Below are 24,452 nucleotides of genomic sequence, written 5' to 3' on the forward strand. Positions count from 1 at the left end.
ACCACAACGCGACGGCGGCGATCCCGCCCGCCGCGACTATTTGTACTGCGGTGCCCACCAGCCGGGAAACATCCGCTGCACCCGGGGCTCGGCAAAACGGTCGTCGATCAGCATGACCACACCGCGATCTTCAGTGCCACGTATCACTCGCCCGGCCGCCTGGATCACCTTCTGCACGCCGGGGTACAGGTAGGTGTAGTCGAAGCCCGCGTCGAACAGAGCGCCCATGCGCAGCTTGAGCTGTTCGTTCACCGGGTTGACCTGGGGCAGCCCCAGGGTGGCAACGAAGGCGCCGATCAGCCGGGTGCCCGGCAGGTCGACCCCTTCGCCGAACGCCCCGCCCAGCACGGCGAAGCCCACGCCCTGCCCGTCTTCGACAAAGCGTTCGAGAAAGCCCTTGCGCTGCGCCTCGTCCATGCCGGGCGACTGCGACCATTGCACGATGTGCGGGTAGCGCTCGGCCAGCAGCCGCGCCACCTGCTGCTGGTAGTCGAAGCTGCTGAAGAACGCCAGGTAGTTGCCCGGCTGGAGGCGGTACTGCTCGGCGATCAGTTCCACGATCGGCGCCAGTGACGCCTGCCGGTGCTGGAAACGCGTCGACACGCTGCTGATCACGCGCACCTGCAACTGCTCGGCGGCAAACGGCGAGGCCACATCCAGCCACGCGGTGTCGGCCGGCAGGCCGAGCAGGTCGGCGTAGTAATGGCGTGGGCTGAGGGTGGCGGAAAACAGCGTGACGCTGCGCGCAGCGGCCATGCGCGGGCCGATCAGCGGCGCCGGCACCACGTTGCGCAGGCACAGGGTGGACAGGCTGCGCCGGCCCGGGCCGTCGCGCTTGCTGATGTCGAACACGAAATGCTCGTCGAACACCTCACACAGGCGCAGGAACTGCGAAGCCTGAAAGAAGAGCTGCAACAGCGGCCCTTCGACGCCGGCAGGCTGCTGGTTCATGCTGTCCTGCACATGGCTGACAAAACGCTGCAACGCCTTGAGAAAGGCCTCGGGCAACTGGCCGGTGGCGCGGTAGGGAACGTCCTGGTCCTTGTGCACGGCGTTCCAGGCCCGGTCAAGGCGCTGCAAGGCATTGGCCATGCCTGCCGGGGGATCACGCCGCAGGGCCTTCAATTGCCATTGATCGAGGCTCACGCTGTACATCTGGCGTGCACGCTCCACCAGGTTGTGCGCCTCGTCCACCAGCACCGCCACCCGCCACTGGTCGAGCTGGGCCAGGCCGAACAGCAAGGCGCTCTGGTCGAAGTAGTAGTTGTAGTCGCCCACCAGCACATCCACCCAGCGCGCCATCTCCTGCCCCAGGTAGTACGGGCACACCTGGTGCGCCAGGGCTACCTCGCGCAGGCGGGCCTGGTCCAGCACCGGCTGCTGCGCGGCGGCCTGGCGGGCGGCGGGCAAGCGGTCGTAGAAACCCTTGGCCAACGGGCAGGCTTCGCCGTGGCAGGCGGTGCCGGGAAACTCGCAGGCCTTTTCCCGTGCCACCAGTTCCAGGCTACGCAAGGCCAGCTCGGGGCTGCTGTGCATGACCCGCTGCACGGCCTCCAGCGCCAGCGCCCGCCCCGGCGTCTTGGCGGTCAGGAACAGCACCTTGTCCAGTTGCTGCGGCACCATCGCCTTGAGCAACGGGAACAGTGTGCCCAGCGTCTTGCCGATGCCGGTGGTGGCCTGGGCCATCAGGCAGCGGCCGGTGCTTACCGCCTTGTACACGGTTTCGGCCAGCTCGCGCTGCCCGATACGAAAGCTGGCGTGGGGGAACGCGAGCGCCTGCAGGCCGCTGTTGCGCAAGGCCTGGCGTTGCATCTGCTGCTGGGCCCAGCGCAGGAACAGCGTGCACTGGGCGATGAAGAACTGCTCGAGTTCGGCGGCGGTATGGCGGGCCTCCACCAGGGTTTCTCGGTCGCTGTCCACGTCCAGGTACACCAGCGCCAGGTTCACCTCGGCCAGTTCTCGCTGCTGGCACAGCAGCCAGCCATACACCCTGGCCTGTGCCCAGTGCAGTTGGCGGTGGTTGTCGGGCTGGCTGGCCAGGTCGCCGCGGTAGGTCTTGATCTCTTCCAGGCGGTTGAGCGCCGGGTTGTAGCCGTCGGCACGCCCGCGTACCTGCAACTGCTCGAACTGCCCCTCCAGCGCCACCTCCGACTCATAGCCCCGGCCCCGGCGCGTGACCACCGTGCGGTGGCCGGTGATGCCCTCCTGGGCCGAGGGCGATGGGGTGAAGCGCAGGTCCAGGTCACCGACCTTGGCGGTGAACTCGCACAGCGCACGCACCGCTACCTTGTAGCTCATGCTGCCGGCTGTGCCCACTGCACGTGGCACACCTCGACGGGCAGGCCGTGCTCGGTGCAGAAGGCGATCCAGCGCAGCTGGTTGTCCTGCAGGCGATCGCCCGGGCCCTTCACTTCGATCATGCGGTAGCGCCGTTGCCCGGGCCAGAACTGGATCAGGTCGGGCATGCCGGCGCGGTTGGCCTGGATATCCTCCAGCAGGCGCTCGAAGCAGCGCTTGAGGTGCGCCGCCGGCAGGCAGTCCAGGGCCTGCTGCAACAGCGTGGCATCCAGCAGTTCCCAGTACACGAAGGGTGATTGCAGGCCGTGCTTGGCCTGGTAGTTGGCCAGGATGGTGTGGCGGTAGCGCTCATCGTCCAGTTGCCCCAGGCATGCGGCAAAATGCTCGGCGCGGCGCGCCTGGAAGCCGGCATCGTGCAGGTCCAGCGGGCCGCTCTGGAACGGGTGGAAGAACGCGCCGGGCACGGGCGCGAAGATGGCTTCCCAGCACAGCAGCCCGAACAGGCTGTTGAACAGGGTGTTCTCGACGTAGTGCACCGGCCCGTCTTCGGCCGCCAGGTGCACCTGCACCGCCTGCTCCACGCCAAGCGTCGACAGATCGACAGGCAGGCACAGGTCCAGCCGGCTGATCGCTGCCGGGGCGCGCCGACGCTGTGGCGGGCCGCCCAGCTTGCGCTGCAGGCGGGGCACGATGCGCGCCAGCGCCTGGACCTCCAGCGCGTTGGCCGGTTTGGCGCCCACTACGCTGGCAAGCTCCAGGGCGGCGGCATGATCGGCGCTGCGCTCCAGCACGCGGATATGCCGGATACGTGCCTGGGGGTGGTTGCTGCGGGGGTAGATGTTCAGGGCCTGGGCCCAGTCGCCGCTGCGCTCGCAATGCTGGCCAAGCTGGAACAGCAACCTGGCGCGGCGCCGCTCCAGCCACGGGTTGCTCGGCTGCAGGCCGTCCAGCAGTGCCAGCACCTGCTCGACCGGCTGCCCGGCCTCGAACTGCTCGGCACAGGTGTGCAGGGCCAGGCACAGGTCGATATCGGCGCGCTCGCGCAGCGCCCGGGAATCCTCGCCGAACGCGACCTGCTCGTAGCGCAGCAGGCCAAGGTCGGCGAGCACGAACTCCGACCAGTCCTGGTGCAGGTTGCCGAAAAACAGCAGGCGCAGACGATCGCACAGCGCCTGCAGGTGCAGCACGTACACCGGTTCGTCGAATTCGGGCCACCACTGACGCAGGGGCCTGGCCTCGGCATACAGCGCCGACAACTGTTCGAGCAGTTCGCCCTTGGCAGCCCGCGGGCGCTCCAGCACGTCGGCGAAACAGCGGGCGATTTCGTCCTTGCGCAGCAACTGGAACAGGTGGTCCAGGCCCAGGCTCGGCTGGTCGTCGAGCCAGCCCAGCGCCACCAGCGGCGCGGCGGCAGGCTCGATTGCGCCGATTTCCAGGTAGGTCAGCTTGCTGGCGCGAAACATCACACCCTTGCGCATCACCATGCGTACCAGCAGGGCCTGGGAGGCCTGGCCCAGCGTCGCGAACTGTTGAATGAAGGCGTGTTCGTGTTCATCGAGCAGGTCGGCGTAGCGCAGTTGCACCCAGGCCAGTACCTGCTGAAAGTTGCACAGGTAATAGAACGGGTCGGCGACGGAATGGGCGATCACGGAGCGGGTAACCAGCAGAAGGAATCCACTGGTTATACATACAGACAGGCGAGCTTGGCAACCTCAGCGGATCAATGGCGCAACCGGCCCGGATCGCTGTCGCGGGCCCGCGCCAGCAGCGAACGTCCACCGGCGGCCGCTTCACTTTCGCGCTGGTAGAGCATCTGCAGCGTGCTCAGGGACAAGCCGCTGATCTCCTCCAGCCATTGCACCATGGGCTGTGGCGAGGGTACGCCCTTGAGTGCCTTGTGCAGGTAGGGCAGCGCCGCCTGCATGCCGGGGTGCCGCGCCTGTACGAAGCGCTCCAGGTTGCGCCCGCGGTCGACGAAGGGCGCGAACAGCAGGCAGGCCAGCTGTTCTTCGTTGAGGTTGTAGCCCTGCAGGGCGAAGTCGTCTGCCAGGCGGCGTCGCTGGCCGTGGCGCTCGCGGTCTTGCCAGGTTTCCATGGCCAGTGCCTGCAGCGCCGCCGGCACCGGTTTGCGCCGCAGCTGGGCCTTGACCTGCTGCAGGTGCTCGGCAATGCCCAGCGCATAGTCCTGCCCCTGCACCCACTGCGCGCGCAGCCCGGCAAGGTGTGCCATCAGCAACGGGTTGGCACAGGCCGACTGGCTGAAACCCAGGGCCAGCTCGTCATAGCGAAACCTGAGAAATTCGAGCAGCAGCACGCTCTGCCCCTGCTGGCTGTCCTGCAGCAGGTCGGCGATGTCGATGAAGCGCGGGATACGGCGGGGGCCGGGGACCTGCCGAAGGGGCTCGGCTGGCAGCCCCAGCACCTCGTTGAGGTAAATGCGGCGCAGTTGGCCAAGGCCCTGCAACAGGGCGCCAGGGTGTGAGTGGGCCGGCCTTGCACTGCTCAACCCGGCCTCGCGCATCATGCGGCGGCCCCACGCCAGGTAGCGTTTGCGCTCGGGCATCGGGTCGGCGTTGATCAATGCGTCCACCCCGCCCTCCCAGCCCATGCCCTGGCGGTACAGTTCGGCCAGCGCCAGGTAGAAGCGATTGCAGAACATCGGCCGCACCTGGCCGGCGGTCAGGTGCCCGGCAACCAGGGTGTCGAAGCGCTCGACCTGCTGCTGACGCGGCGACAGCGGCTTGAGTGCATCGAAGTGCTGGAGGCCGCCGTCGTCCAGCACCAGCAGCTCGACCCGCAGGTCGTCATGCAGCACCAGCGCCGAATAGCCACGCTCGATGTTCTCGATCACCGCCGTCGACATGCCCACATGGCGGGCGGTGACCACGCGCAGCTCGAAGGTGGCCGGCGCACGCGCCGCAATGCTCAACTGCGCGGCGCGCAGAAACGCCAGGGCGAAGGAGCTGTCCTTGCCGCCGCCATGGGCCAGCATCACCTTGAAGTCGCCTATGCGCTCGATCCCGCCGGCGGCCACCAGCATGCGCTGGATAAGCAATTGCAGCGACGCGCGCTGGCCCTGGGTAAGGCACTCGAGCAGTCGCTGCAAGACCTGCTGGTAAATGTGAGTCATGGCTTGATCGTGGAGGGTACTCATGGTGTATACCTGATTCGATAACGACTGCCGGCAGCCGGAAGTTACCCGATGCGGGTAACAGGACATCGTTGCGTAACAACGGCAAAGTGAATTAAAAAAAGAATGATGGTCTTAGGATGTTTCTTACAACTTCCTACGATTATTCCGGCTCAGGTCGAAACAGCATCGCCCGATGACCACCCTTGCCCCGGACAGCGCCCCCCGGCGCGTTGCGTGCGAGGGCCCCACCTCCATGAACAGTACAGCTGGCACACCATATCTCGCTCCTTGAGATGATTGATGGTTGGATGAACAGCGCCGCCTTAGGCACGACAGTGCCCGACGCCCATAGGAAACAGCAGCCCTTCCACGCGAAGATGTAATTTTACGGACACCGGAAAGTCTTTATTCCCACGCCCACAACATAACGCAAGCGCCGTACTTAGTCCGCACAAGTTAAATAGGAAACATCTGAAACTTTAATAAGAAATTTCCACAAAAAAGCCCGAGACTCGGCTCGGGCTTGGCGTGTCGCGCAGCCTGTCAGGCGTCAGGCAGCACCAGTACCACGCGGCCTCCACACGGGCACTCGTCCATGTGGCGGTGTGCGGCGACAACCTCGTCGAACGGGTAGGCCTTGATGATGTGTGGCAATACCTGGCGGTCGGCGGTGAACTGGTTGATATCGCGCAGCGCGCGCTGCAGCGCCACCTGGTCCTGGGTGATGCCCAGCTCCGGCTTGCCGGTGAAGTTGCTCACGCAGTGCACGAAGAACTGGATGTTCTTCTGGAACGCCGCACAGGCCGGGAATGGCGTCTGGTTGCCGCCCTGCAGGCCGTACAGCACCAGGCTGCCGCGTGGCGCCAGCACATCGCCCAGCAACGACATCTGCGGGCCGCCCAGGCCATCGAGCACCATGTCCACGCCACGGTTGTCGGTGTACTTGTTGATCTGCATGAGCAGGTCCTGCTCTTCGGTCACGATGACCTTCTCTGCCCCCAGCTTGAGCAGGTTGTCGCGCTCGGCGCTGTCCTTGGTGGCGGCGATCACCTTCAGGCCCAGGGCCTTGCCCAGTTGCACGAAGGCCGGCCCGGCGCAGTGGCTGGCGTCGGTGACCAGGGCGGTCTGCCCGGCCTTGGCCCGGGCCAGGTCGACATAGGCGAAATAGGCGATCAGCAGCGGCGTGTAGTGCACGCTGGCCTCGATCGGGCTGAGGATATCGGGGTAGCGGGTCAGTGCGTTGCGCGGCAGCACGATGACCTCGCCATACACCGGGTGCTCGTTGGGGCTGGTGGCCGGAAAGCTGGCGACCTTGTCGCCGATGGCCAGGTCGTCGACGCCGGCGCCGAGGGCGGTCACCACACCGGCCATTTCGTGGCCGATGCCGGCTGGCAGGCGCGCATGGGACGGCGCCAGGTTCTGCCGCCACAGCACGTCGTACCAGCTGATGCCGATAGCCTGCACCCGCACCTGTACTTCACCGGCAGCCGGTTGCGGCGTGGCCACGTCCTCGCACTTGAGCACCTCGGCCTGGCCGAATTTGTGAAAACGGATCATGCGGGACATCGCAAACCTCGCCTAGTGAACCTCTAATACCCGCAACTCTATCGGGGCTATAGCGGTTAGACCATCAGTGGCCATTAATAGTCAACATGCCTGTCATTGATTGGTGATAGCGCCTGCTGCGCAATTTATGCGGTGCAGGGTACCGTCTTTGCCCTTAAGATTCACCCCTGCCCCGACCAGACCTATGAAGCGAAGCCGATGAACCGTAACGACTTGCGTCGCGTCGACCTGAACCTGCTGATCGTGTTCGAGACCTTGATGCACGAGCGCAGCGTCACCCGCGCCGCGGAAAAACTGTTCCTCGGCCAGCCGGCCATCAGTGCGGCGCTGTCGCGCCTGCGCAGCCTGTTCGACGACCCGCTGTTCGTGCGTACCGGGCGCAGCATGGAGCCCTCGGCGCGGGCGGTGGAGATCTTCGCCCTGCTCTCCCCGGCGCTGGACTCCATCTCCACGGCGGTAAGCCGCGCTGCCGACTTCGACCCGGCCACCAGCACGGCGGTGTTTCGCATCGGCCTCTCCGACGACGCCGAGTTCGCCTTGCTGCCGCAACTGCTCAAACGTGTGCGCGCAGAGGCGCCGGGCATCGTGCTGGTGGTGCGCCGGGTCAACTACCTGCTGATGCCCTCGCTGCTGGCGTCGGGTGAAATCTCGGTGGGCGTGAGCTGGACCAGCGACCTGCCGGCCAATGCCAAGCGCAAGGTGCTGCGTCGCAGCAGGCCCAAGGTGCTGCGTGCCGACAGCAAGCCGGGCAGCCTGAGCCTGGATGAATTCTGCGCACGCCCGCATGCCCTGGTGTCGTTTGCCGGCGACCTGAGCGGGTTCATGGACGAGATTCTCGAGAAGCTGGGGCGCAAGCGCCATGTGGTGCTGGCCGTGCCGCAGTTCAACGGCCTGGGCAGCCTGCTGACCGGCACCGACATCCTCGCCACGGTGCCGGACTACACCGCCGAGCAGCTGACCGCCGCCGGCGGCCTGCGCGCCGAAGACCCGCCGCTGGAGGTGCAGAGCTTCGAGCTGCATATGGCGTGGCGCGGGTCGCAGGACAATGATCCGGGGGAGCGGTGGTTGCGGTCGCGGATTCAGATGTTCTTTGGCGACCCTGACAGTCTTTAGGGGCTTCGCGCATGCTTGTTAGCTGGTCATTTCTACTTTTTCCGAGCCTCAAAGAGCCATTTACTTCCAGCTAATTGCTACATTTTGGGCATATTTGAGGGCATGCTTTGGATGGTTTGAAAAGGATGCCCCCAGTCTGGCGGCAAGCAGGCTATTAATGAGGATGAATGGACTGAAGGGATATGAGCCCCCGCCCCTACCCGCATCAATGGCCGAGTCGTTGTGAGCGCGCCATCCACCACGCTGAACAAATGCGTGCAAATGTAAAAAATTATGATGGCATAATGCCTCTTCAATCGGCAAAATCCACACGCCCCCAAAGGATTTGAAGGACCGGTTCCGATGACATGGCCAGTCACGCTGAAACTCGACAGCGCAGCCTACCCGCTCAACGTGGTACAACGCACCGCTTATTCCCTTGCCGATACTTTCACGATCCAGGTCGGCATTGAAGCCAATCAGATAAGCCTCATGGCCCACCCCGCTAAAGCAAGGTTAATGCTTTCCCCGGAGCAGGCCCACTCGCAGATCCTTCAGCATCTGAACGACTTCGCCCTACGCGACCATATCAACCGCGAAACAGCAGGGCTGCGCGAAGTCCTGGCCCGAGCCGCGCTCGCTGGATGTGGGATTTCCCAGTGACACTGATTGCGACAGACGCCAAGCACTACCGCTTGCTGCCTTTTCGATTCATGCGCATGAACACGGGACATGACCGTGACATCCTGCTCACCTCCGATACCGGTGAGTACATGCACGTGAACGACGCGCAATTACGAGCCCTCAGTTACTTCGACGTTCAAGCAAGTACGCCTTTTTACAAGGACCTGCTGGCCCGCCACTTCATCTACGAACCAGGCTGCCACGACCCGTTCCCGGAAATGGCAGCGCAGTATCGCAGCCGCAAGGACTTCCTCTTCCAGGGCCCTGCACTGCACTTGTTCGTGGTTACATTGCGCTGTAACCACACCTGTCAGTACTGCCAGGTGTCGCGGGCCCCTCTGGGAGGATCCGGACACGACCTGTCGGAAGCGGATGCGCAGGCGGCGGTTGATCGCCTGTTCGAATCGAACGCTCCCGCACTGACTGTGGAGTTTCAGGGTGGCGAGCCGCTTCTGGCCTTCGAGCGCGTCCGCCAGATTGTCGAATGGGTCGTTGAACGGAACGTGGTCGAACAGCGGGATATCCAGTTCGTCATTACAACCACGCTGCACCACCTGACGGAGCAAATACTCGACTTCGCAGAACAACATCGCATCCAGTTTTCGACCTCGCTCGATGGGCCGGCGCCCTTGCACAATGCCAACCGCCCTACTCCTTCACGAGACTCCTACGAACGTACTGTAAAAGGCATCCAGTGGGTCCGTGAGCGCCTTGGCCAAGATGCAGTTTCCGCGCTGACCACGCTGACTTCCAGAAGCCTCGAACAGCCTGAAGCGATCATCGATGAGTATGTTAGCCAGGGTTTCTCCAGCATTTCGCTTCGGCCTCTTAGCCCTTATGGCTTTGCCACCAAGAGTGCCCATCGACTTGATTACCCTATTGAGCGATATCTGGTCTTCTACAAGAAGGCACTGGCCTATTTGCTGAATATCAATCAACAGGGCATATACCTTTGCGAAAGTTATACGAGCCTGTTGCTGAAAAATATCCTGACACCCTTTTCCTCCGGCTACGTAGACCTGCGTTCCCCTGCTGGCGCTGGCACTGCGGCGCTGGTTTACAACTATGACGGTTACGTCTATCCCTCGGACGAAGCCCGAATGCTGCTGGAGATGGGTGAAGAAGGCTTGAGGCTCGGCACCGTGCAGCAACCCTTGTCTGAATTACTCACATCGCCCGTTATGAATGCGTTGCTCGCCAGTGGTGTTGCAGAGGCGCTGCCGGGCTGCTCCGATTGCGCACTTGTCCCGTACTGTGGCGCTGACCCCATCGAACACTATGCCCGCCAAGCTGACCCGATCGGACACCGAGTGTTCAGCAGCTTCTGCAAGAAAAACATGGGGCTGCTGAAGCATCTTTTCGGCCTGCTTCGCGATGGCGACGACAACGTGCAGAGGGTGCTGCTGTCTTGGTTGAACAGGCGCTCTTACAGTGATGTCCGGTTCCCGGGGTACAAGGGCTGAAGGCGATGCTGCGAAAAGATACCCACTTCGAAATCCATAACCTGAATGAGCCGAAACTGCTCAAGGTCATCACTCTGGATGAGTTCATCGAACAAGGCCTGGCTGTTTGTGCCGGAAGTGCTGAGTTCGGTGACCTGCTGCTTTGGCTGCCAAACGAAGAACGGCTACGGAGCCCGCATCTGCTCTCGTTACCAGTGGGTGGATTCCTGATCCCGGAGCCATTGATCGGCGACTTCGACAGCGCGCGGCCACACCTGCACACCCCTAAAGATGCGGATGTCGTGCAGCCCGGCGATGTCATTGCCATCACACCAGGCAACGCGATGGTGCGCGTGCTCTATCGACGAGGCTCAGACAGCAACCTGCTGTTCATGACCGATCGTTGCAACAGCCTCTGCCTGATGTGCTCGCAGCCGCCCAAAGATATCGATGACCGTTGGCACATCGAAGAGAACCTACGGCTGATCGACCTGATGGACCCGGGCGAGGAAAATCTGGGAATCAGCGGCGGAGAACCAACGCTTTATCGCGACGGCCTGCTCGAAATCCTGGCCAAGTGCAAAGCCGTCTTGCCGCAGAAATCCATTCATGTGCTCAGCAACGGGCGTCTGTTCCACGACACGAACTGGATCGCAGCGCTCTCTGCAATCGGCCACCCTCAGTTGAGCTGGGGCATCCCACTGTATGCCGACAATGCCGAAGACCATGACCATGTAGTGCAGGCTCCAGGCGCGTTCAGCGAAACCCTGCAAGGTCTTTACAATCTGGCGCGCGCCAACCAGATCATCGAGGTACGCGTGGTGCTCAACCGCCTGACCACGCCACGCTTGCCAGAACTCGCCCACTACGTGTTCAGGAACCTGCCCTTCGTGCGGCACGTTGCACTGATGGGTATCGAAAGTACCGGCCTGGCCAGGAAGAACTACGAAGAACTGTGGATTGACCCGCTGGACTATCAGGAATCATTGAGCCAGGCCGTGTATTTCCTGTTCAACCGCGGAGTGCCGGTTTCGATCTACAACTTGCCCCTGTGCCTGATCCCGGCACACCTCTCGCGTTTCGCCCGCCAGAGCATCTCAGACTGGAAGAACCTGTTCATCGATACCTGCCAGCAATGCGCTGCGGTGAAACATTGCTCTGGCTTCTTCAAATCGCACACCGACCGCTGGCAGAGCCGCGGCATACAACTACTATCGACCGAGGCCTTTAGCGCCTATGCAAGGAGTGCACAGTGAAATTGCTCGACCGCTGGAAAGTCCTGATCAGTGGGATCAGTTTGCTGCCAATGGCAGGTACCACCCTGGCACAGGCAGGCCATCTGTCGCTCGCCGATGCGAACTGGCAACCCAACGACAAGCTACAGCCCCCAGTATTTGCCGATACGCTCAATGCGCCAGACACCGTCAACATCTATGCGGCACATCGCTCGCACAGTTCACACCGGTCCCACAGCTCGCACAGTTCTCACTACAGCGGCTCGGGTGGCTATAGCGCACCTCGCTACTACAGCCCACCCGCTACCAGCACCCGAAGCTACAGCGCGCCGAGTGCTTCGAGCGGCACGTCCAGCAGCAACAGCCTTTATCAGTCGACTGGCACTACCAGCGGGACTAGTTCGAGCACTTCAAAGAGCCGCGCGACCAATGAGCAGAAAAGCAACCTGGTCACCCGTGTGCAGACCGCGCTGATGGTGCGTCAGTATTACCAAGGCGCCATTGATGGGGTGATGGGCAAGGCGACACGTGGTGCGCTGATGGCCTTTCAGATGGACAGTGGGCTGACCGTGAATGGTCGGATGGATACGCCATCGCTGAATGCGTTGGGTATCAAGATTCCATAAGTCGCCTCAGGGCTAAAGCTAGCGTCCATTCAGCAACGAAGGATTTATCCAATGCAGCACATCATTCAAGTCGACAACACTCTCTGGGCATTGATCAGCCGCCTACAAGGCAAGGAACTGCAAACACCGTCGCGTCGCGCCCGTTTCCGGATCACGACCGTTGATGCAAATCGTGTTGTGATTGAGACCGGATCGGAAGACTCGCAGTTGGCGCTGACTCGAGCAGCTTTTCAGCAAACGCTGGACTACCTCGCCGGTAACAATCATTTCGGCCAAGCACACGCTGTGCAAATCGGCTCCAATCACAACTACGAAGAAGCTGGCCCACTCTGCCGGGCGGCTCGTTATAGAGCAGAAGGCCAGCCGGGCCCTACCAACATCACCTACATTCTGCCGATTCTGGAGCAGTGCCAGGCAGTCGGCATCCGGTCAACCACCCCAAACAGCACTTGGCTGCTGCCCTGAACCGCTGCTGATATCTTTACAAGGACGCCAACATGTACGCCAAAATGGACACCTTCCGCCCCGGCAGTGCCGCTTCGTTCGATCAACCCTGCAAGGTTACGATCGACATCGAGTTTATCACCGTCTCCTATGACGACGCGGGGCAGACCTGGCAATACCGAGGCCAGGCAAAAGGCCCGGGGCATTACGAACTGCAAGCAGAAGGCTTCGACGGTAGAGCAACGCTGCACCGCTTCGAAGGCTCGAATGTGCTGGAAGGCACTTGGGTCGAAGACGGCGTACGCGGGATGTGGCGAATTGTCTGCCAGCCGATTGATTCGCCATTCGTGCCAACTAAATAAGCTGAACGCGTGGTGGCTTGAAGGGCCGCCACGGGGTCATCTGCCTGAGCTGGCAGAACAAGAGGTACTTAATCGCCCCGGACTCTCTAGACACTTTGCAAACTCATTTAAATTTTTCTGCCTGCCTAGAGCCTTGTCAAAAATGTTCTGTGCCCCCCCCTGACAGCCTGCAACAGCCCCCTGCCGGCCTGCCACATCACGACAAGCCACAGACGGACCGCCAATACCAGCTGGCAATCGAGCGACAGGATGCAGCCCCTCAAAGCTGCCGATGCAGTGAATCATCGACGCAACAGCACGCCATCAGCCCCCCAATCAACCAGCACTCACCACATGCTTCAACTCCTGAAACGCTGCCAGCCCCCAGGGGCCGAGCTCGCGCCCGATGCTGCTCTGCTTGTACCCACCCCAGGCGGTCTGCGGGAAGATCACCTGAGGCGCATTGATCCAGACCATGCCGGCCTGCAAGGCATCCGCTACCCGGTTGGCCGCAACGCGGTCGCGGCCGACCACCGTGGCCACCAGGCCAAAATCACCCTGGTTGGCCAGCGCAATGGCCTCGGCTTCGGTGCCGAAACGGCGGATGCAGATCACCGGGCCGAAGATCTCCTCGTTCCACAAGCTGCTGTCCAGCGCCACGTCGGTGAACACCGTCGGCGCAACGTAGAACCCCTGCGCCAAGCCCTGCGGGCGCCCACCACCGCACTCGAGCCGGGCGCCGGAAGCCAGCCCGCGCGCGATGTGCGCCAGCACACGCTCGTACTGGGCACGGTTGACCAACGCACCCATCTGCACCCCGTCGACAAAGGGGTCGCCAACGATGATCGCCTGGGCGCGGGCCCTGACCTTTGCCACGAAGGCGTCCGCCAGGTGCTCGGCGACCAGCACCCGGCTGGTGGCCGAGCACATCTGGCCAGCGTTGTAGAAGCCGCCGCCACAGGTCAGCTCGACCGCCAGTTCCAGGTCGGCGTCCTCCAGCACGATGAGCGAGGACTTGCCGCCCAGCTCCAGGCTGACACCCTTCACCGTCTCTGCCGCACGCTGCATCACCTGAACCCCCACCGCGTTGCTGCCGGTGAAGGAGATCTTGGCCACCTGCGGGTGCGCCGACAAGGGTGCGCCCACGGCCAGGCCGGTACCGCACACGATGTTCAACACGCCCGCCGGCAGGCCCGCCTCGAGAATGATCCGCGCCAGTGCAAGCTCAGGCAACGGCGTGACCTCCGATGGCTTGAGCACCACCGTGCACCCCGCCGCCAGGGCCGGCGCCAGTTTCCAGGCCGTGGTGACCATGGGGAAGTTCCACGGCACGATCAGCGCAACCACGCCACACGGCTCGCGGCGCAAGCGCGCGGCATAGTCGCTGGCGGGCAGCTCCACGCCACGGTCCTGTGCAGCGTCAAGGCCCTGGGCCAGGTCGGCGTAATAGTCAAAGGTGGCTATCACGTCGTCCACGTCCAGCCCCGCTTCGGCCAATGGCTTGCCGTTGTTGCGCGATTGCAGCGTCATCAGGGCTTGGCGGTTCTGCTGTATGCCCCGGGCAATGCGGCGCAACACCTGGGCACGCAACGCGCCAGTGCTGGTTGACCACTGCGCAAACGCTGCAGCGGCGCTTTGCACGGCAAGCTCGACGGTTTCAGCATTGCCCCCGCCCACCGTGGCGATCAGCGCCTCGGTGGAGGGGTTGATGACCTCGAGCAGCGGGCCGTCGGCGAGCCACTGCTCGCCGATCAGCACGCCGGCGAGCACTTCGGATGAACATTCAGGAGGGAGCATCGTCATTCCTTCGCAAGCGGCTCAGAGGCCGGCCTGCAGCTTCTCGATGAACTGGCGGATCCGCTGGCAGGCGTCCAGCAGGTCCTTGTCGGCGACGGTGAACGACACCCGCACGAAGCCCGCGCAACTGGCGCCAAAGGCCTGGGCATCGAGTACCGAGACGCCGGTCTCGCGGAACAGCGCCCAGGCAAAGTCGACACCCGACAGGCCCGTGGCACGAATGTCCAGCAGCATGAACATGCCCGCCTCGGGCACCTTGCCCTTGATCAGCGGCACCCCGTCCAGCTCCCGGGCGATCAGGTCACGGCGGCGGGTGTAGAGTTCGCGGGCCGAGGCGACGATCTCATCGTCCAGCTCGATGGCCTTGAGCGCGGCTTCCTGAACAAAGCCCGGCAGACCGTAGAGCATGCACAGCAGCAGGTTGTCCAGGTGCTGGACGAGGCTCGTGGGCGCCACCACCCAGCCGACCCGCCAGCCGGTCATGGCGTGGGATTTGGACAGGCTGTTGAGCACCACCGTGCGCTCGGCCATGCCCTCCAGGCTGACGATGCTGATGTGCGGCGCGTCGTAGGTCAGCTGGCAGTAGACCTCGTCCGAGATCACCCACAGGTCGTGACGCCGGGCCACCTGCGCCACCGCCTCCAGCTCCTCGCGGGTGTAGACGTTGCCGGTGGGGTTGTTCGGCGTGGCCAGGGCGATGCCACGGGTGTTGGGGGTCAGTGCGGCTTCAAGCGCCTGGGCCGTGAGGCGAAAGTCCTTCTCGGCAGGCTGCTCGATGCACACCAGCCGCGCACCGGATGCCTGCACGCTGGCAGCGTAGGTCAGGTACATCGGCTCGGGCACCAGCACGTCATCGCCGCTTTCGAACAGGCACATGGCTGCGGCGTACAGGCCGTTCTGCGCACCGGCCACCAGCGCGACGTTCTCGGCGGCCACCGGTATGCCCAGCAGCTTGCGCTGCTTGGCCGCGATGGCTTCGCGCAGCTTTTCCCGGCCCACTACCGGGGTGTAGTGGGTATCGCCGGCCTTCAGGGCCTGGATCGCGGCCTCGCAGATCGCATCGTCCGTCGCGAAATCGGGGTCGCCGATGCTGAGGATGATCGCGTTCTCGCCCCGCTCCTGCGCCTGGCAGGCAGCATAGTGGATGTCCCATGCGGCTACGCTCTCGCCGCTGATGCGTTGAACCAGAGATGAATACTTCATTTGAATTCCTTGTGGCGTGCAGACCGACGCCAATACGTTAGCCACTAGACTCGACGCTGCGAGGTGGTGCCCATCAACTTGAAGCTCTTTTCGATGATCAGGGCCAGGACGATGTAGGTGATCGCCACCAACAGCAGCGGCTCATAGACCCGCAGGGTCTGCGAACGCACGATGTTGGCGGCGCCGAGCAGGTCGGTAACCGCGACGGTGGAGGCCAGCGCCGTGGATTTGAGCAGCATCACGCTCTCCCCCGCCAGGGTCGGCCTGACCATCTGCAATGCCCGCGGTAACCACACCCTGCGCAGGATCTGCCCGCGGCGCATGCCATAGGCGCGTGCCGCTTCAAGCTCGCCCCTGGGTACGGCGCGCAGGCCACTGCGCAGCACTTCGCCCACATACGCCCCCACGCTCAAGGTCAGTGCAAGGGCCACATACCAGAACCCTTCGCGCAGGTAGGGCCACAACACCCCGCCCCTGATCAGCGGGTAGCTGGCCAGCACGCTGCCGACGCCGTAATACAGGATGTAGATCTGCACCAGCAGCGGCGTACCGCGAATCACGCTGCTGACAAACCGGCAGGCGTTGGCCAGCACGACGCTGTTGGACAGGCGCCCCAGGGCCATCGCGATGGCCAGTACAAACCCGAAGCCTGCCGAGATGAGCAGCAACTGCACGGTCAGGCCGGCACCGCGCAGCAGTTCACTGGAAAAATCATTCAGCCAAGTCAAATCCATGATCGTCCCCTTATACGTTCCTGGGCATCCAGCGTTCGAAGCCGGCCTCGAACTTGCGGAACACCATGCTGGAAACCAGGGTGATGACGTAATAGAACGCCGCGACCACCAGGTAGAACAGCAGGTAGTGCTTGGTGCTGGCCGCCGCCTGACGCCCGGCGGTCAGCAGTTCGCTGTAGCCCACCACGCTGATCAGCGCACTTTCCTTGACCAGCACCAGCCACAGGTTCGACAGGCCCGCGATGGCGAACGGCAACATGCACGGCAGGATGATCCGGCTCAACAGCTTTGCCCGCGACATGCCGTAGGCCCTGCCGGCCTCGACCAGCCCCGCAGGAATGGCCTCGACGGCGCCGCGAATCACCTCACCCGAGTAGGCGCCCTGGACAATTCCCAGCACCACGACCGCAGCCAGAAAACCGTTGATCTCGACACTGGGCCGGCCCATCGCGGCCATCGCCAGGTTCAGCAGGTCGGTGCCTGCGTAGTACAGCAGCAGGATCAGCAGCAGTTCCGGCACGGCGCGGTACAGCGTGGTGTAGCAGTTGGCACAGGCGACCATCCAGCGTGGCCCCCTGAGCTTGATCAACGCGACGAGCAGGCCGATGCACAGGCCCAGCGCGAAGGCCCCCAGGGAGATACCCAGGGTTTTCACCGCGCCCTGGGCCAGGGTTTGAATCCAGCCCTCGGCGAACAGCAGATTGGACATTTCAGAAATGGTCATACAGGCACCCGATCACCCGCGCAGGTTTCAACCGCCTCATTGGGCGGCTGTGACACTGGATTTGAAGTAGCGCGCACCGATGGCGTCGTAGGTGCCGTCTTCACGCACGGCCTTGAGCGCCTGGTTCAGCTTCTCGCGCAGGGCATCGTCGCCCTTGCGCACCGCCGCGCCGATGCCCTTGCCGAACAGCGGGTCGGCCGGCGCGATGCCCTTGCCGGCCAGCATCGCGTTGTCGGGCAGTGCCAGCATCGGCTCCACCGAGATCTTGTCGGCCAGCATGATGTCGATGCGGCCGCTGCGCAGGTCGGCCAGCAGGTCGTCCTGGTCGTTGTAGTAGCGGATGGTCGAGCCTTTGCCGAAGTACTCCTTGACGTAGGCCGAATGGCTGGTCGAGCCCTGCACGCCGATGATCTTGCCCTTGAGCCCTTCCGGGGTGGGCGTCAGTTCCAGGGCGGCATCCCCGACCCACAGTGCGGGCGTCTCGATGTACGGGTCGCTGAAGTCCACCACCTGCTCACGTTCGGGGGTGATGGACATCGAGTTCATGATGACGTCCACCTGCTTGGAGCGCAGCGCCGGAATCAGGCCGTCCCAGGCCATTCCCTTGAGCGAGCACTCGGCCTGCATGCGCTTGCACACTTCGCTGATCAGGTCAGGCTCGAAACCGCTCCACGCACCATTGCTGTTTCTGAAGGAAAACGGCGGGTAGGGTTCCTGGGAAATCGCGAACACCACCTTGTCCTGGGCGTGAGCGACATTGATCGCCCCGGCCAGCAGGAGCGAGTGCACGACAGCAACGAGTGTCTTTTTCATTTAACAGTCCTTATGCAGCTATTGTTTGGTTTTTGGCAGCGGACAATGCAGGGGCACGCCCCCGCGGATGAATAGTGTTGTTATGAGCGATTGTTCTGCGCCATCACGAACTGGCGGCACCGCTCGCTGTGCGGGTCGAGCATCACCTGTTGCGGTGGGCCCTGCTCTTCGATCTGGCCCTGGTGCAGGTACACGACCTGGGTGGAGACATCCCGCGCGAACGCCATCTCATGGGTCACCAGGATCATCGTGCGGCCCTCCTGCGCGATGTCGCGGATCACCTTCAACACGTCGCCCACCAGCTCCGGGTCCAGCGCCGAGGTAGGTTCGTCGAACAGCATCACCTTGGGCCGTACTGCCAGTGCCCGCGCGATGGCGACCCGTTGCTGCTGGCCACCGGACAGAAACGAGGGGTAGTCGTGGCGCTTGTGGGCCAGCCCGACCTTCTCCAGCAACTGCTCGGCATGCGCGATCGCGTCCTGGCGCTTCTCACCCAGTACATGCACCGGGGCCTCGATCACGTTCTCCAGCACGGTGCGATGCGGCCACAGGTTGAAGTTCTGGAACACCATGCTCAGGGTCGCACGCAGCCGCTCGACCTGGCGCAGGTCGGCGATCTCGCGCACCCCGCCACGCCCCTGCCTGAACCTGACTTCCTCGTCGTTCACGCGCAGGCTGCCGGCGTTGGGAATCTCCAGCAGGTTGATGCAGCGCAGCAAGGTGCTCTTGCCCGAGCCGCTGGAACCGATCAGGGACACCACGTCCCCCTCATGGGCACGCAGGGAGATCCCTTTGAGGACGTGATGGTCGCCGTAGCTCTTGTGCAGGTCATCGATGGCGACGACGGGGGTCGACTGCACGCTTGGCAGCCCTTTTTCGTGGATCATGCTTCGATGTCCCATTGTTGTTGATCAACCCGACCGGACAGCCCCGTCAGGCAGGCAGAAAGTCCGAGGCGTTCAGTTCGATGACGTGCGGCTCGCCGCTCTCCAGGCCTTGCAGCAGATCGCGCAACCCGTCCAGGCTGCCGGCGGTGTGGTACTGCACATGACAGGAGCGTGCGAAGGCCGCGAAGTCCGGCGTGAGGATGTCCACGCCCAGGGGCGCAATGTCGCGCGCCGTCATGTAGTCGCGAATTTCGCCGTAGCACTGGTTGTTCCACAGCACCAGGATGACCCCGATGCCGTGCTCGCGCGCCGCGATCAGTTCGGCGCTCGAGAACTGCAAACCACCATCGCCCACCAGCGCCACCACGGCACGTTCAGGCAGGGCAACCTTGGCACCGATGGCCGCCGGCAGGCCGTAGCCCAGCGTTCCGTACCCGGTACCGGCGTTGAACCAGGTGCACGGGGCCGGTGCGCGATAGCCCAGCGCGCCCTGGTACACCGGCTGCGTCGAATCGCCAACCAGGATCGGCGCCGGCAGGCTGTCGCGCAGCGTATCCAGCAGCGCCTGCATGGCCTGCTGCCTGCCGGTCCAGCTGCCGCGCTCGGCGGCATTGACCCGCGGCACGTTCAACGCGGCCCAGTCACTGTCTGCGGCCGCCCCGGGCAGCGCTGCGATCAGGGCCTGCAGCCCCAACCGTGCGTCGCCAAGCAGCCCGACGGCTGCGCGTTGCACGCCCAGGATCTGCATCGGGTCGATGTCCAGGCGAATCACCGGCACCTGCAGGGCCAGTGGCCCGAGGCCGAAGAAGTCGTAGTCGGTTTCGCCCAGCTCGGTGCCCACCGCCAGCACCACATCCGCCTGGGCAAAGAGTGCACGGCCATGGGCGGACGATTGCACGCCATCGAGCAGCAGCGGGTGCGCAGGCGGCAGGATGCCGCGTGCATTGGTGGTCAGCGCAACGGGGGCCTGGAGACGCTCGGCCAGTGCCCGCAGTGCATCACTGGCACCGCGCGCGCCGCCGCCGGCGAGAATCAGCGGCCGCCGTGCCGCGCCCAGCAAGGCGGCGGCCTGCTGTACGGCCGCCTCGGCAGGCGCGCTGGCCAGCGGCAATGCGCGAGGGCTCAGGTCCAGGCCATCGGCCGGCATTTCCAGCACATCCAGCGGGATCTCGATATGAACCGGGCGCGGCCGGGCGCAACCGAACAGCGCGAAGGCACGGGCAATCACCTCCGGCAGTTCCTGCGGGCGCTGCAGGGTATGGCTGAAGGCACACACGCCGGCCACCATGGCGCGCTGGTCAGGCAGTTCGTGCAGGTAACCGTGCCCCAGCCGCTGGTGCTCGCGACGGCTGGTGGTGGAAATCACCAGCATCGGCACCGAGTCGGCGTAGGCCTGGCCCATGGCGGTCAGAATGTTGGTCATGCCGGGGCCTGTGATGATGAAGCACACCCCCGGCTTGCCACTGGCTCGGGCATAGCCGTCCGCCATGAACCCTGCGCCCTGCTCGTGGCGAGGGCTGACATGGCGAAGCCGGCTACCGTGCAATCCGCGATACAACTCAACAGTGTGCACGCCCGGAATACCGAACACGGTGTCCACACCATAACCTTCAAGCAGTTTGACGAGCGCCTGAGCACAACTAGTCATTGGGTCTTCTCCTGTTATTTTTACCAGACCGCCGAGGCATTTTTCAGTAGATGCTGGGCAACCACAATCGAATTAAATTTGGCTGATTGTTGATATCTGCTCACCACTCCTGCCCCCTCCGCACAGGCCAGAAGGCCACTACCACCCACATTGCTGAACCTGCCGGAGGCCGTCGCCAATTCCGCTTCACCCATGATGTGAATAAAGCTTGTCATTTGTGTGGACAACGCACGCCTGGAAGCCGGCCTCGAGCGCCTCGGGGGCCAGGGTGCCGCGCTTGCCGATGCACACGAGCCGAGTGTGGGGCGTTTCATCGCCCCAGGCGCGGTCGGGCAGGATCTCGCAGCGGCTGCCGACCAGGTGCATGATGAACCGCTTGCCCGGCACTTCGGCGATGTGCAGCGTGCCCTTGGCCCGATAGATCGACGCCGGCAGTTGCGCCAGCGTCGCGCGCAGCGTGTCGAGCGCCATCGGTCTGTCGCTGACGAAACTCCAGGACTCGAACACGCTGGCGTGATCTGCCGCGTGCCCGCCCATGCTCGGCGCTGAGGCCGCCTTGGCCGGCGTGAAGGACGCCAGCGGGTTGCCGCGCCCCACGCCCAGCACCAGCTCCAGCGGTACATCGCCATACTGGCATTCGAGCATTCGCGCCCGGGGGTACAGCCAGCGGCTCTTGAGCGCCTCGATCTGGCTGCGTTCGACCCGGTCCACCTTGTTCAGCACGATGATGTCCGCCACGTCCAGCTGGTCCATGGCCAACTGCGCCATCTCGCCCTCGAGCTGCCCGAACTGCTCGGTGTCCACCACCGTGATGATGCTGTCGATCGACAGCGCATCGCGAAACTGCGGGTACTTCAGCGTGCGGGCGATCTTGCCCGGGCTCGACACCCCGCTCGCCTCGATCAGAATGTACTCCGGGCGGTTCTGCCGGTCGCCGAGCAGGCGCCCCAGTTGCTCGATCAGGTCGCTTTCAACCGTGCAGCAGATGCAGCCGTTGGCCAGGCTGAGGGTGGTCTGGGTCTGGCTGACGATCAGCTCGCTGTCGATGTTGATCGCGCCAAAGTCATTGACCATCACCGCGATGCGCAAGCCGTGATCGCTGCCCAGGATCTTGTTGAGCAGGGTGGTCTTGCCGGAGCCGAGAAACCCCGACACCAGCGTCACCGGAATGGGAGACTGCTTGTTCATCAAAACGGCCCGCCTCAGAAGTTGGGGAGTTCACGGCGCCAGGTGGCCGCGTGGGTGCCGGCATCGAACTCGCCGTTGCGGTCCCAGGTGATTTCACCTTCGAGCACGGTGATCTGCACCTGGGTGTTGTGGATGTTGCCCTTGGGCTCCACCTCGAACAGGTTGCGATCGAGCACGATCAGGTCGGCGGACTTGCCCGTCTCGATGGAGCCGGCCTTGTCCTCGATACCCATGCACCACGCCCCGTTGATGGTCATCACGCGCATGGCCTGCTCCAGGCTGATGGGCGAGCCGTAGAAACTGCCCTGCTCCTCGCCGAACGGGTTCTGCCGGGTGACCATGGCCTCGAAGCCGATCCAGGGGTTGATGCTGGACACCGGCCAGTCGGTGCCCATAACCGCGACGCCGCCATGCTCGAACACGCCCTTGAAGTTGTAGGCGCGCTGCATGCGGTCCTCGCCGAACACGGCGCGGGCGTTGGCGAACGATGAAGGGAACCAGCCCACCGGGGAGAACTCGGCGGTGACGTTGAGCGCGGCAAAACGCGGCAGGTTGGCATCCAGCAAGGTGGTGCTGTGGGCGCACTGGTGGCGCACGCCGTCGGGCCCGTTCTTGGCCCGCGCCATGGCCACGGCATCGAGGAACAGGTCGGAGGCGCCGTCACCGGTGCAATGGGCGATGACCCGGATACCCCGGCGGTCCATGTCCACCACCATGTCGGTGATGTGCTCGGGGGTCAGGTTGAGGTGGCCGCGCCAGCGCTCCTCCCCCGGCCATGCGCTGGACAGGTACGACGAGCGCGATTCGTGGGTGCCGTCGAAGTGGAACTTGACCGCATTGGCGTTGAGCCGTGCGCTGCGATAGAAGTGACGCTCACCCGCCAGCAGCTCCCAGCGACGCTTGACCGGGAAGATGTCGTCCTGCCAGCTGATCGCGGCCTCCACGCGCACCGACAGCTCGCCCGCCTGGTCGATGGCCTTGAGCGCATTGAGACGGTGCTCGCACACGTGCACATACTTGGTGCCCACCACCCCATGACCGCTCTGGAACCACACCCCTTCGCGATAGGCACGCTTCAGGGCGTGTTGCGGCGTGGGCGGCATGGCGGCGTGCATCAGTGCATAGGCGCCGTCCACCAGGATGCCGGTCGGCTCGCCGGTGACGCTGTCGCGCTCGATGTAGCCGTGGCGCGGGTCGATGGTGTCGGCGTCGATCCCGGCGATCTCGAGCGCCCTGGAGTTGACCATCATGCAGCCCCAGGAGCGATCCAGGATCGCCACCGGGCGGTCCGGCAGCACGCTGTCCAGCCATTGCCGCGACGGCACCAGCCCGGCCTGCTTGAAGGTATAGCGCACGAAGTACTGCCCATACACCCAGCCGTCGCCCGGGTGCTCGGCCGCATAGTCGAGAATGGCCTGGCGCACCTGCTCCGGGGTCGGATCGCTGACGCCGACTTCGAGGTAGCCGGAGTACCCGGGCGCAAGCTTGAGGTCCGGGTGGGTGTGCATGTCGTAGATACCCGGCATCACGAAACGGCCGTCCAGGTCCACCACCTGGGTGCGCGGGCCGACGAACGCCTTCGCCTCGTCGTTGCTGCCCACCGCGACGAAGCTGCCATTGCGAATGGCCACGGCTTCGGCCCAGGGGGCAGACTCATCGACCGTGTAGATGCGGCCATTCAGAAACACCAGGTCGGCGGCGCCTTGGGGGCCGGGCACATGGCTGGAGCGGTAATCGGTCATCGCACTCATCGCAGGGAACACCTTTGCATGGCACCGCTGCGCGGTACCAGTCCAAGAAAACCAGGTTTGGGTAAAAGGCGCCGCAGGCGCCGTCGCCGGTCGGCTATTCGTCGTCCCGGGCCGGAATCCACCACTCCTCGCCACGGGCGGTGCGGATGTTTCGGGCCAGCGGAAGTCATGCGGGACCTTGAAGTCCCGGGGTAGCAGCGGCGCCTGCCAGCGTGTGCCGCCAATGCCGCCGCCGGTACGCTCGGTGAATTCCTGGCGGGCGGCGGCCAGCAGCTCGGGCCGCGTGAGCAGGTCGACCAGGGTGGCACCGATGGTCTTGGCCGCCACCTGGATCATCGGGTCGATGGTCTGGCGGATGCCGCCCAGGGCATTGGGCACCCAGTCCGGGTAGGTGTAGCCAGGCGGTGCCGAGAGCATCGGGCGGGCCACCAGCAGGCGCACGGTCGGGCAATGCCAGGTGTATTCGGGGTAGTCGTCCGAGGTCAGGTGCTTTTGCCAGGCGGGCATCTGCTGGCGCAGCAGGCGCTCGCACTCCTGTGGGTCGATCAGCGTTTCGGTTTCGGGCAGAAACGGCCGGGCCATGGGTTCGAGCCCCAGGTTGCCCTGGATCTGCTGCGCGATGGCGATGGCCTCGTCGTCCCAGGTGGGGGCACCGATGGCCTGCAGGTTGTCGTAGGTGGCCTGCGCCAGCACATGGTTGGGCAGCCCGCCACGGGACTTGCACACCCAAGTCTTGTTCCACTGGCAGCCGGTGGCCAGGGCGGCGGCGGCAGCGTTGTTGTCCATCACCTGGGAGATGGCCTCGGCCTGCTCGAGCGAGTCGCAGCGCGACAGGTACTGGATCTG

General features: G+C 64.0%; 19 protein-coding genes and 1 pseudogene. 7 read left to right on the forward strand and 13 right to left on the reverse strand.

The annotated features are described in order from the left end of the window. Positions 1 to 36 precede the first annotated feature (36 nt). The 4 genes from DN387_RS08325 to DN387_RS08340 all read right to left on the reverse strand — a co-directional run bounded on the left by DN387_RS08325 (position 37) and on the right by DN387_RS08340 (position 6,997). On the reverse strand, positions 37 to 2,298 hold the full coding sequence (locus DN387_RS08325) for an ATP-dependent DNA helicase (RefSeq protein ID WP_054914388.1): 2,262 nt from the start codon (positions 2,296 to 2,298) through the stop codon (positions 37 to 39). Further along, positions 2,295 to 3,947: a VRR-NUC domain-containing protein gene (locus DN387_RS08330; RefSeq protein ID WP_054914387.1), complete on the reverse strand. Its 1,653-nt coding sequence runs from the start codon at positions 3,945 to 3,947 to the stop codon at positions 2,295 to 2,297. The genes DN387_RS08325 and DN387_RS08330 overlap by 4 nt, the downstream gene beginning before the upstream one ends. A gap of 71 nt (positions 3,948 to 4,018) precedes the next feature. Continuing rightward, positions 4,019 to 5,428, reverse strand: a complete 1,410-nt coding sequence (locus DN387_RS08335) for a hypothetical protein (RefSeq protein ID WP_082405692.1) — start codon at positions 5,426 to 5,428, stop codon at positions 4,019 to 4,021. A gap of 546 nt (positions 5,429 to 5,974) precedes the next feature. Continuing rightward, positions 5,975 to 6,997: a zinc-dependent alcohol dehydrogenase family protein gene (locus DN387_RS08340; RefSeq protein ID WP_043863985.1), complete on the reverse strand. Its 1,023-nt coding sequence runs from the start codon at positions 6,995 to 6,997 to the stop codon at positions 5,975 to 5,977. A 198-nt stretch (positions 6,998 to 7,195) separates the two neighbouring features. On the opposite strand from DN387_RS08340, the gene DN387_RS08345 reads away from it, so the two are divergent. The 7 genes from DN387_RS08345 (at position 7,196) to DN387_RS08375 (ending at position 12,882) form a co-directional block, all read left to right on the forward strand. After that, a complete protein-coding gene (locus tag DN387_RS08345; protein ID WP_043863986.1) occupies positions 7,196 to 8,110 on the forward strand; it encodes a LysR family transcriptional regulator in 915 nt (304 codons plus the stop codon). Between the two features lie 342 nt (positions 8,111 to 8,452). Next, positions 8,453 to 8,752: a His-Xaa-Ser system protein HxsD gene (hxsD, locus tag DN387_RS08350; protein WP_054914385.1), complete on the forward strand. Its 300-nt coding sequence runs from the start codon at positions 8,453 to 8,455 to the stop codon at positions 8,750 to 8,752. Further along, on the forward strand, positions 8,749 to 10,236 hold the full coding sequence (gene hxsB / locus DN387_RS08355; protein ID WP_054914384.1) for a His-Xaa-Ser system radical SAM maturase HxsB: 1,488 nt from the start codon (positions 8,749 to 8,751) through the stop codon (positions 10,234 to 10,236). The genes hxsD and hxsB overlap by 4 nt, the downstream gene beginning before the upstream one ends. A gap of 5 nt (positions 10,237 to 10,241) precedes the next feature. Beyond that, positions 10,242 to 11,471 (forward strand): His-Xaa-Ser system radical SAM maturase HxsC, encoded by a 1,230-nt coding sequence (gene hxsC / locus DN387_RS08360; RefSeq protein WP_054914383.1) that lies wholly within the window; start codon positions 10,242 to 10,244, stop codon positions 11,469 to 11,471. Further along, the gene (gene hxsA / locus DN387_RS08365; RefSeq protein ID WP_054914382.1) at positions 11,468 to 12,076 is read left to right on the forward strand and encodes a His-Xaa-Ser repeat protein HxsA; all 609 of its coding nucleotides are present in this window, start codon (positions 11,468 to 11,470) and stop codon (positions 12,074 to 12,076) included. Before hxsC ends, hxsA begins: the two co-directional genes overlap by 4 nt. Positions 12,077 to 12,127: 51 nt before the next feature. After that, on the forward strand, positions 12,128 to 12,541 hold the full coding sequence (locus DN387_RS08370; RefSeq protein ID WP_054914381.1) for a hypothetical protein: 414 nt from the start codon (positions 12,128 to 12,130) through the stop codon (positions 12,539 to 12,541). Between the two features lie 32 nt (positions 12,542 to 12,573). Continuing rightward, complete coding sequence (locus DN387_RS08375; RefSeq protein WP_054914380.1) at positions 12,574 to 12,882, forward strand: hypothetical protein; 309 nt, start codon at positions 12,574 to 12,576, stop codon at positions 12,880 to 12,882. Between the two features lie 315 nt (positions 12,883 to 13,197). On the opposite strand, the gene DN387_RS08380 is transcribed toward DN387_RS08375, so the two are convergent. From DN387_RS08380 to DN387_RS08420, 9 genes and pseudogenes are all read right to left on the reverse strand, one after another. After that, positions 13,198 to 14,658: an aldehyde dehydrogenase family protein gene (locus DN387_RS08380; protein ID WP_156326190.1), complete on the reverse strand. Its 1,461-nt coding sequence runs from the start codon at positions 14,656 to 14,658 to the stop codon at positions 13,198 to 13,200. A 21-nt stretch (positions 14,659 to 14,679) separates the two neighbouring features. Beyond that, on the reverse strand, positions 14,680 to 15,861 hold the full coding sequence (locus DN387_RS08385) for a pyridoxal phosphate-dependent aminotransferase (RefSeq protein WP_054914378.1): 1,182 nt from the start codon (positions 15,859 to 15,861) through the stop codon (positions 14,680 to 14,682). Between the two features lie 44 nt (positions 15,862 to 15,905). Next, positions 15,906 to 16,595, reverse strand: a complete 690-nt coding sequence (locus DN387_RS08390; RefSeq protein ID WP_043864004.1) for an ABC transporter permease — start codon at positions 16,593 to 16,595, stop codon at positions 15,906 to 15,908. 10 nt (positions 16,596 to 16,605) lie between these two features. After that, the gene (locus DN387_RS08395; RefSeq protein WP_043864005.1) at positions 16,606 to 17,319 is read right to left on the reverse strand and encodes an ABC transporter permease; all 714 of its coding nucleotides are present in this window, start codon (positions 17,317 to 17,319) and stop codon (positions 16,606 to 16,608) included. A gap of 36 nt (positions 17,320 to 17,355) precedes the next feature. Beyond that, positions 17,356 to 18,132 (reverse strand): transporter substrate-binding domain-containing protein, encoded by a 777-nt coding sequence (locus DN387_RS08400; RefSeq protein WP_054914377.1) that lies wholly within the window; start codon positions 18,130 to 18,132, stop codon positions 17,356 to 17,358. Positions 18,133 to 18,212: 80 nt separating this feature from the next. Continuing rightward, positions 18,213 to 18,977, reverse strand: a pseudogene (locus DN387_RS08405) (ABC transporter ATP-binding protein); the annotation flags it as partial. Positions 18,978 to 19,065: 88 nt separating this feature from the next. Next, positions 19,066 to 20,667, reverse strand: a complete 1,602-nt coding sequence (locus tag DN387_RS08410; protein WP_043864007.1) for a 5-guanidino-2-oxopentanoate decarboxylase — start codon at positions 20,665 to 20,667, stop codon at positions 19,066 to 19,068. Between the two features lie 186 nt (positions 20,668 to 20,853). Then, the gene (locus DN387_RS08415; protein ID WP_236171891.1) at positions 20,854 to 21,855 is read right to left on the reverse strand and encodes a GTP-binding protein; all 1,002 of its coding nucleotides are present in this window, start codon (positions 21,853 to 21,855) and stop codon (positions 20,854 to 20,856) included. A 14-nt stretch (positions 21,856 to 21,869) separates the two neighbouring features. Beyond that, positions 21,870 to 23,606 carry an amidohydrolase gene (locus DN387_RS08420; RefSeq protein ID WP_043864009.1) on the reverse strand — a complete coding sequence of 579 codons (1,737 nt, stop codon included), beginning with the start codon at positions 23,604 to 23,606 and terminating at the stop codon, positions 21,870 to 21,872. Positions 23,607 to 24,452: the final 846 nt, after the last annotated feature.

This window comes from Pseudomonas sp. FBF18 (assembly GCF_024261405.1).
Lineage (GTDB): Bacteria > Pseudomonadota > Gammaproteobacteria > Pseudomonadales > Pseudomonadaceae > Aquipseudomonas > Aquipseudomonas palmensis.

Excerpts from the sequence above, each read along its gene's own strand:
- DN387_RS08325 (WP_054914388.1), bottom strand. The coding sequence starts at position 2,298 with ATGAGCTACAAGGTAGCGGTGCGTGCGCTGTGCGAGTTCACCGCCAAG.
- DN387_RS08335 (WP_082405692.1), bottom strand. The coding sequence starts at position 5,428 with ATGACTCACATTTACCAGCAGGTCTTGCAGCGACTGCTCGAGTGCCTT.
- DN387_RS08340 (WP_043863985.1), bottom strand. The coding sequence starts at position 6,997 with ATGTCCCGCATGATCCGTTTTCACAAATTCGGCCAGGCCGAGGTGCTC.
- DN387_RS08345 (WP_043863986.1), top strand. The coding sequence starts at position 7,196 with ATGAACCGTAACGACTTGCGTCGCGTCGACCTGAACCTGCTGATCGTG.
- hxsD (WP_054914385.1), top strand. The coding sequence starts at position 8,453 with ATGACATGGCCAGTCACGCTGAAACTCGACAGCGCAGCCTACCCGCTC.
- hxsC (WP_054914383.1), top strand. The coding sequence starts at position 10,242 with ATGCTGCGAAAAGATACCCACTTCGAAATCCATAACCTGAATGAGCCG.
- DN387_RS08370 (WP_054914381.1), top strand. The coding sequence starts at position 12,128 with ATGCAGCACATCATTCAAGTCGACAACACTCTCTGGGCATTGATCAGC.
- DN387_RS08375 (WP_054914380.1), top strand. The coding sequence starts at position 12,574 with ATGTACGCCAAAATGGACACCTTCCGCCCCGGCAGTGCCGCTTCGTTC.
- DN387_RS08380 (WP_156326190.1), bottom strand. The coding sequence starts at position 14,658 with ATGCTCCCTCCTGAATGTTCATCCGAAGTGCTCGCCGGCGTGCTGATC.
- DN387_RS08385 (WP_054914378.1), bottom strand. The coding sequence starts at position 15,861 with ATGAAGTATTCATCTCTGGTTCAACGCATCAGCGGCGAGAGCGTAGCC.
- DN387_RS08390 (WP_043864004.1), bottom strand. The coding sequence starts at position 16,595 with ATGGATTTGACTTGGCTGAATGATTTTTCCAGTGAACTGCTGCGCGGT.
- DN387_RS08395 (WP_043864005.1), bottom strand. The coding sequence starts at position 17,319 with ATGACCATTTCTGAAATGTCCAATCTGCTGTTCGCCGAGGGCTGGATT.
- DN387_RS08400 (WP_054914377.1), bottom strand. The coding sequence starts at position 18,132 with ATGAAAAAGACACTCGTTGCTGTCGTGCACTCGCTCCTGCTGGCCGGG.
- DN387_RS08410 (WP_043864007.1), bottom strand. The coding sequence starts at position 20,667 with ATGACTAGTTGTGCTCAGGCGCTCGTCAAACTGCTTGAAGGTTATGGT.
- DN387_RS08415 (WP_236171891.1), bottom strand. The coding sequence starts at position 21,855 with ATGAACAAGCAGTCTCCCATTCCGGTGACGCTGGTGTCGGGGTTTCTC.
- DN387_RS08420 (WP_043864009.1), bottom strand. The coding sequence starts at position 23,606 with ATGAGTGCGATGACCGATTACCGCTCCAGCCATGTGCCCGGCCCCCAA.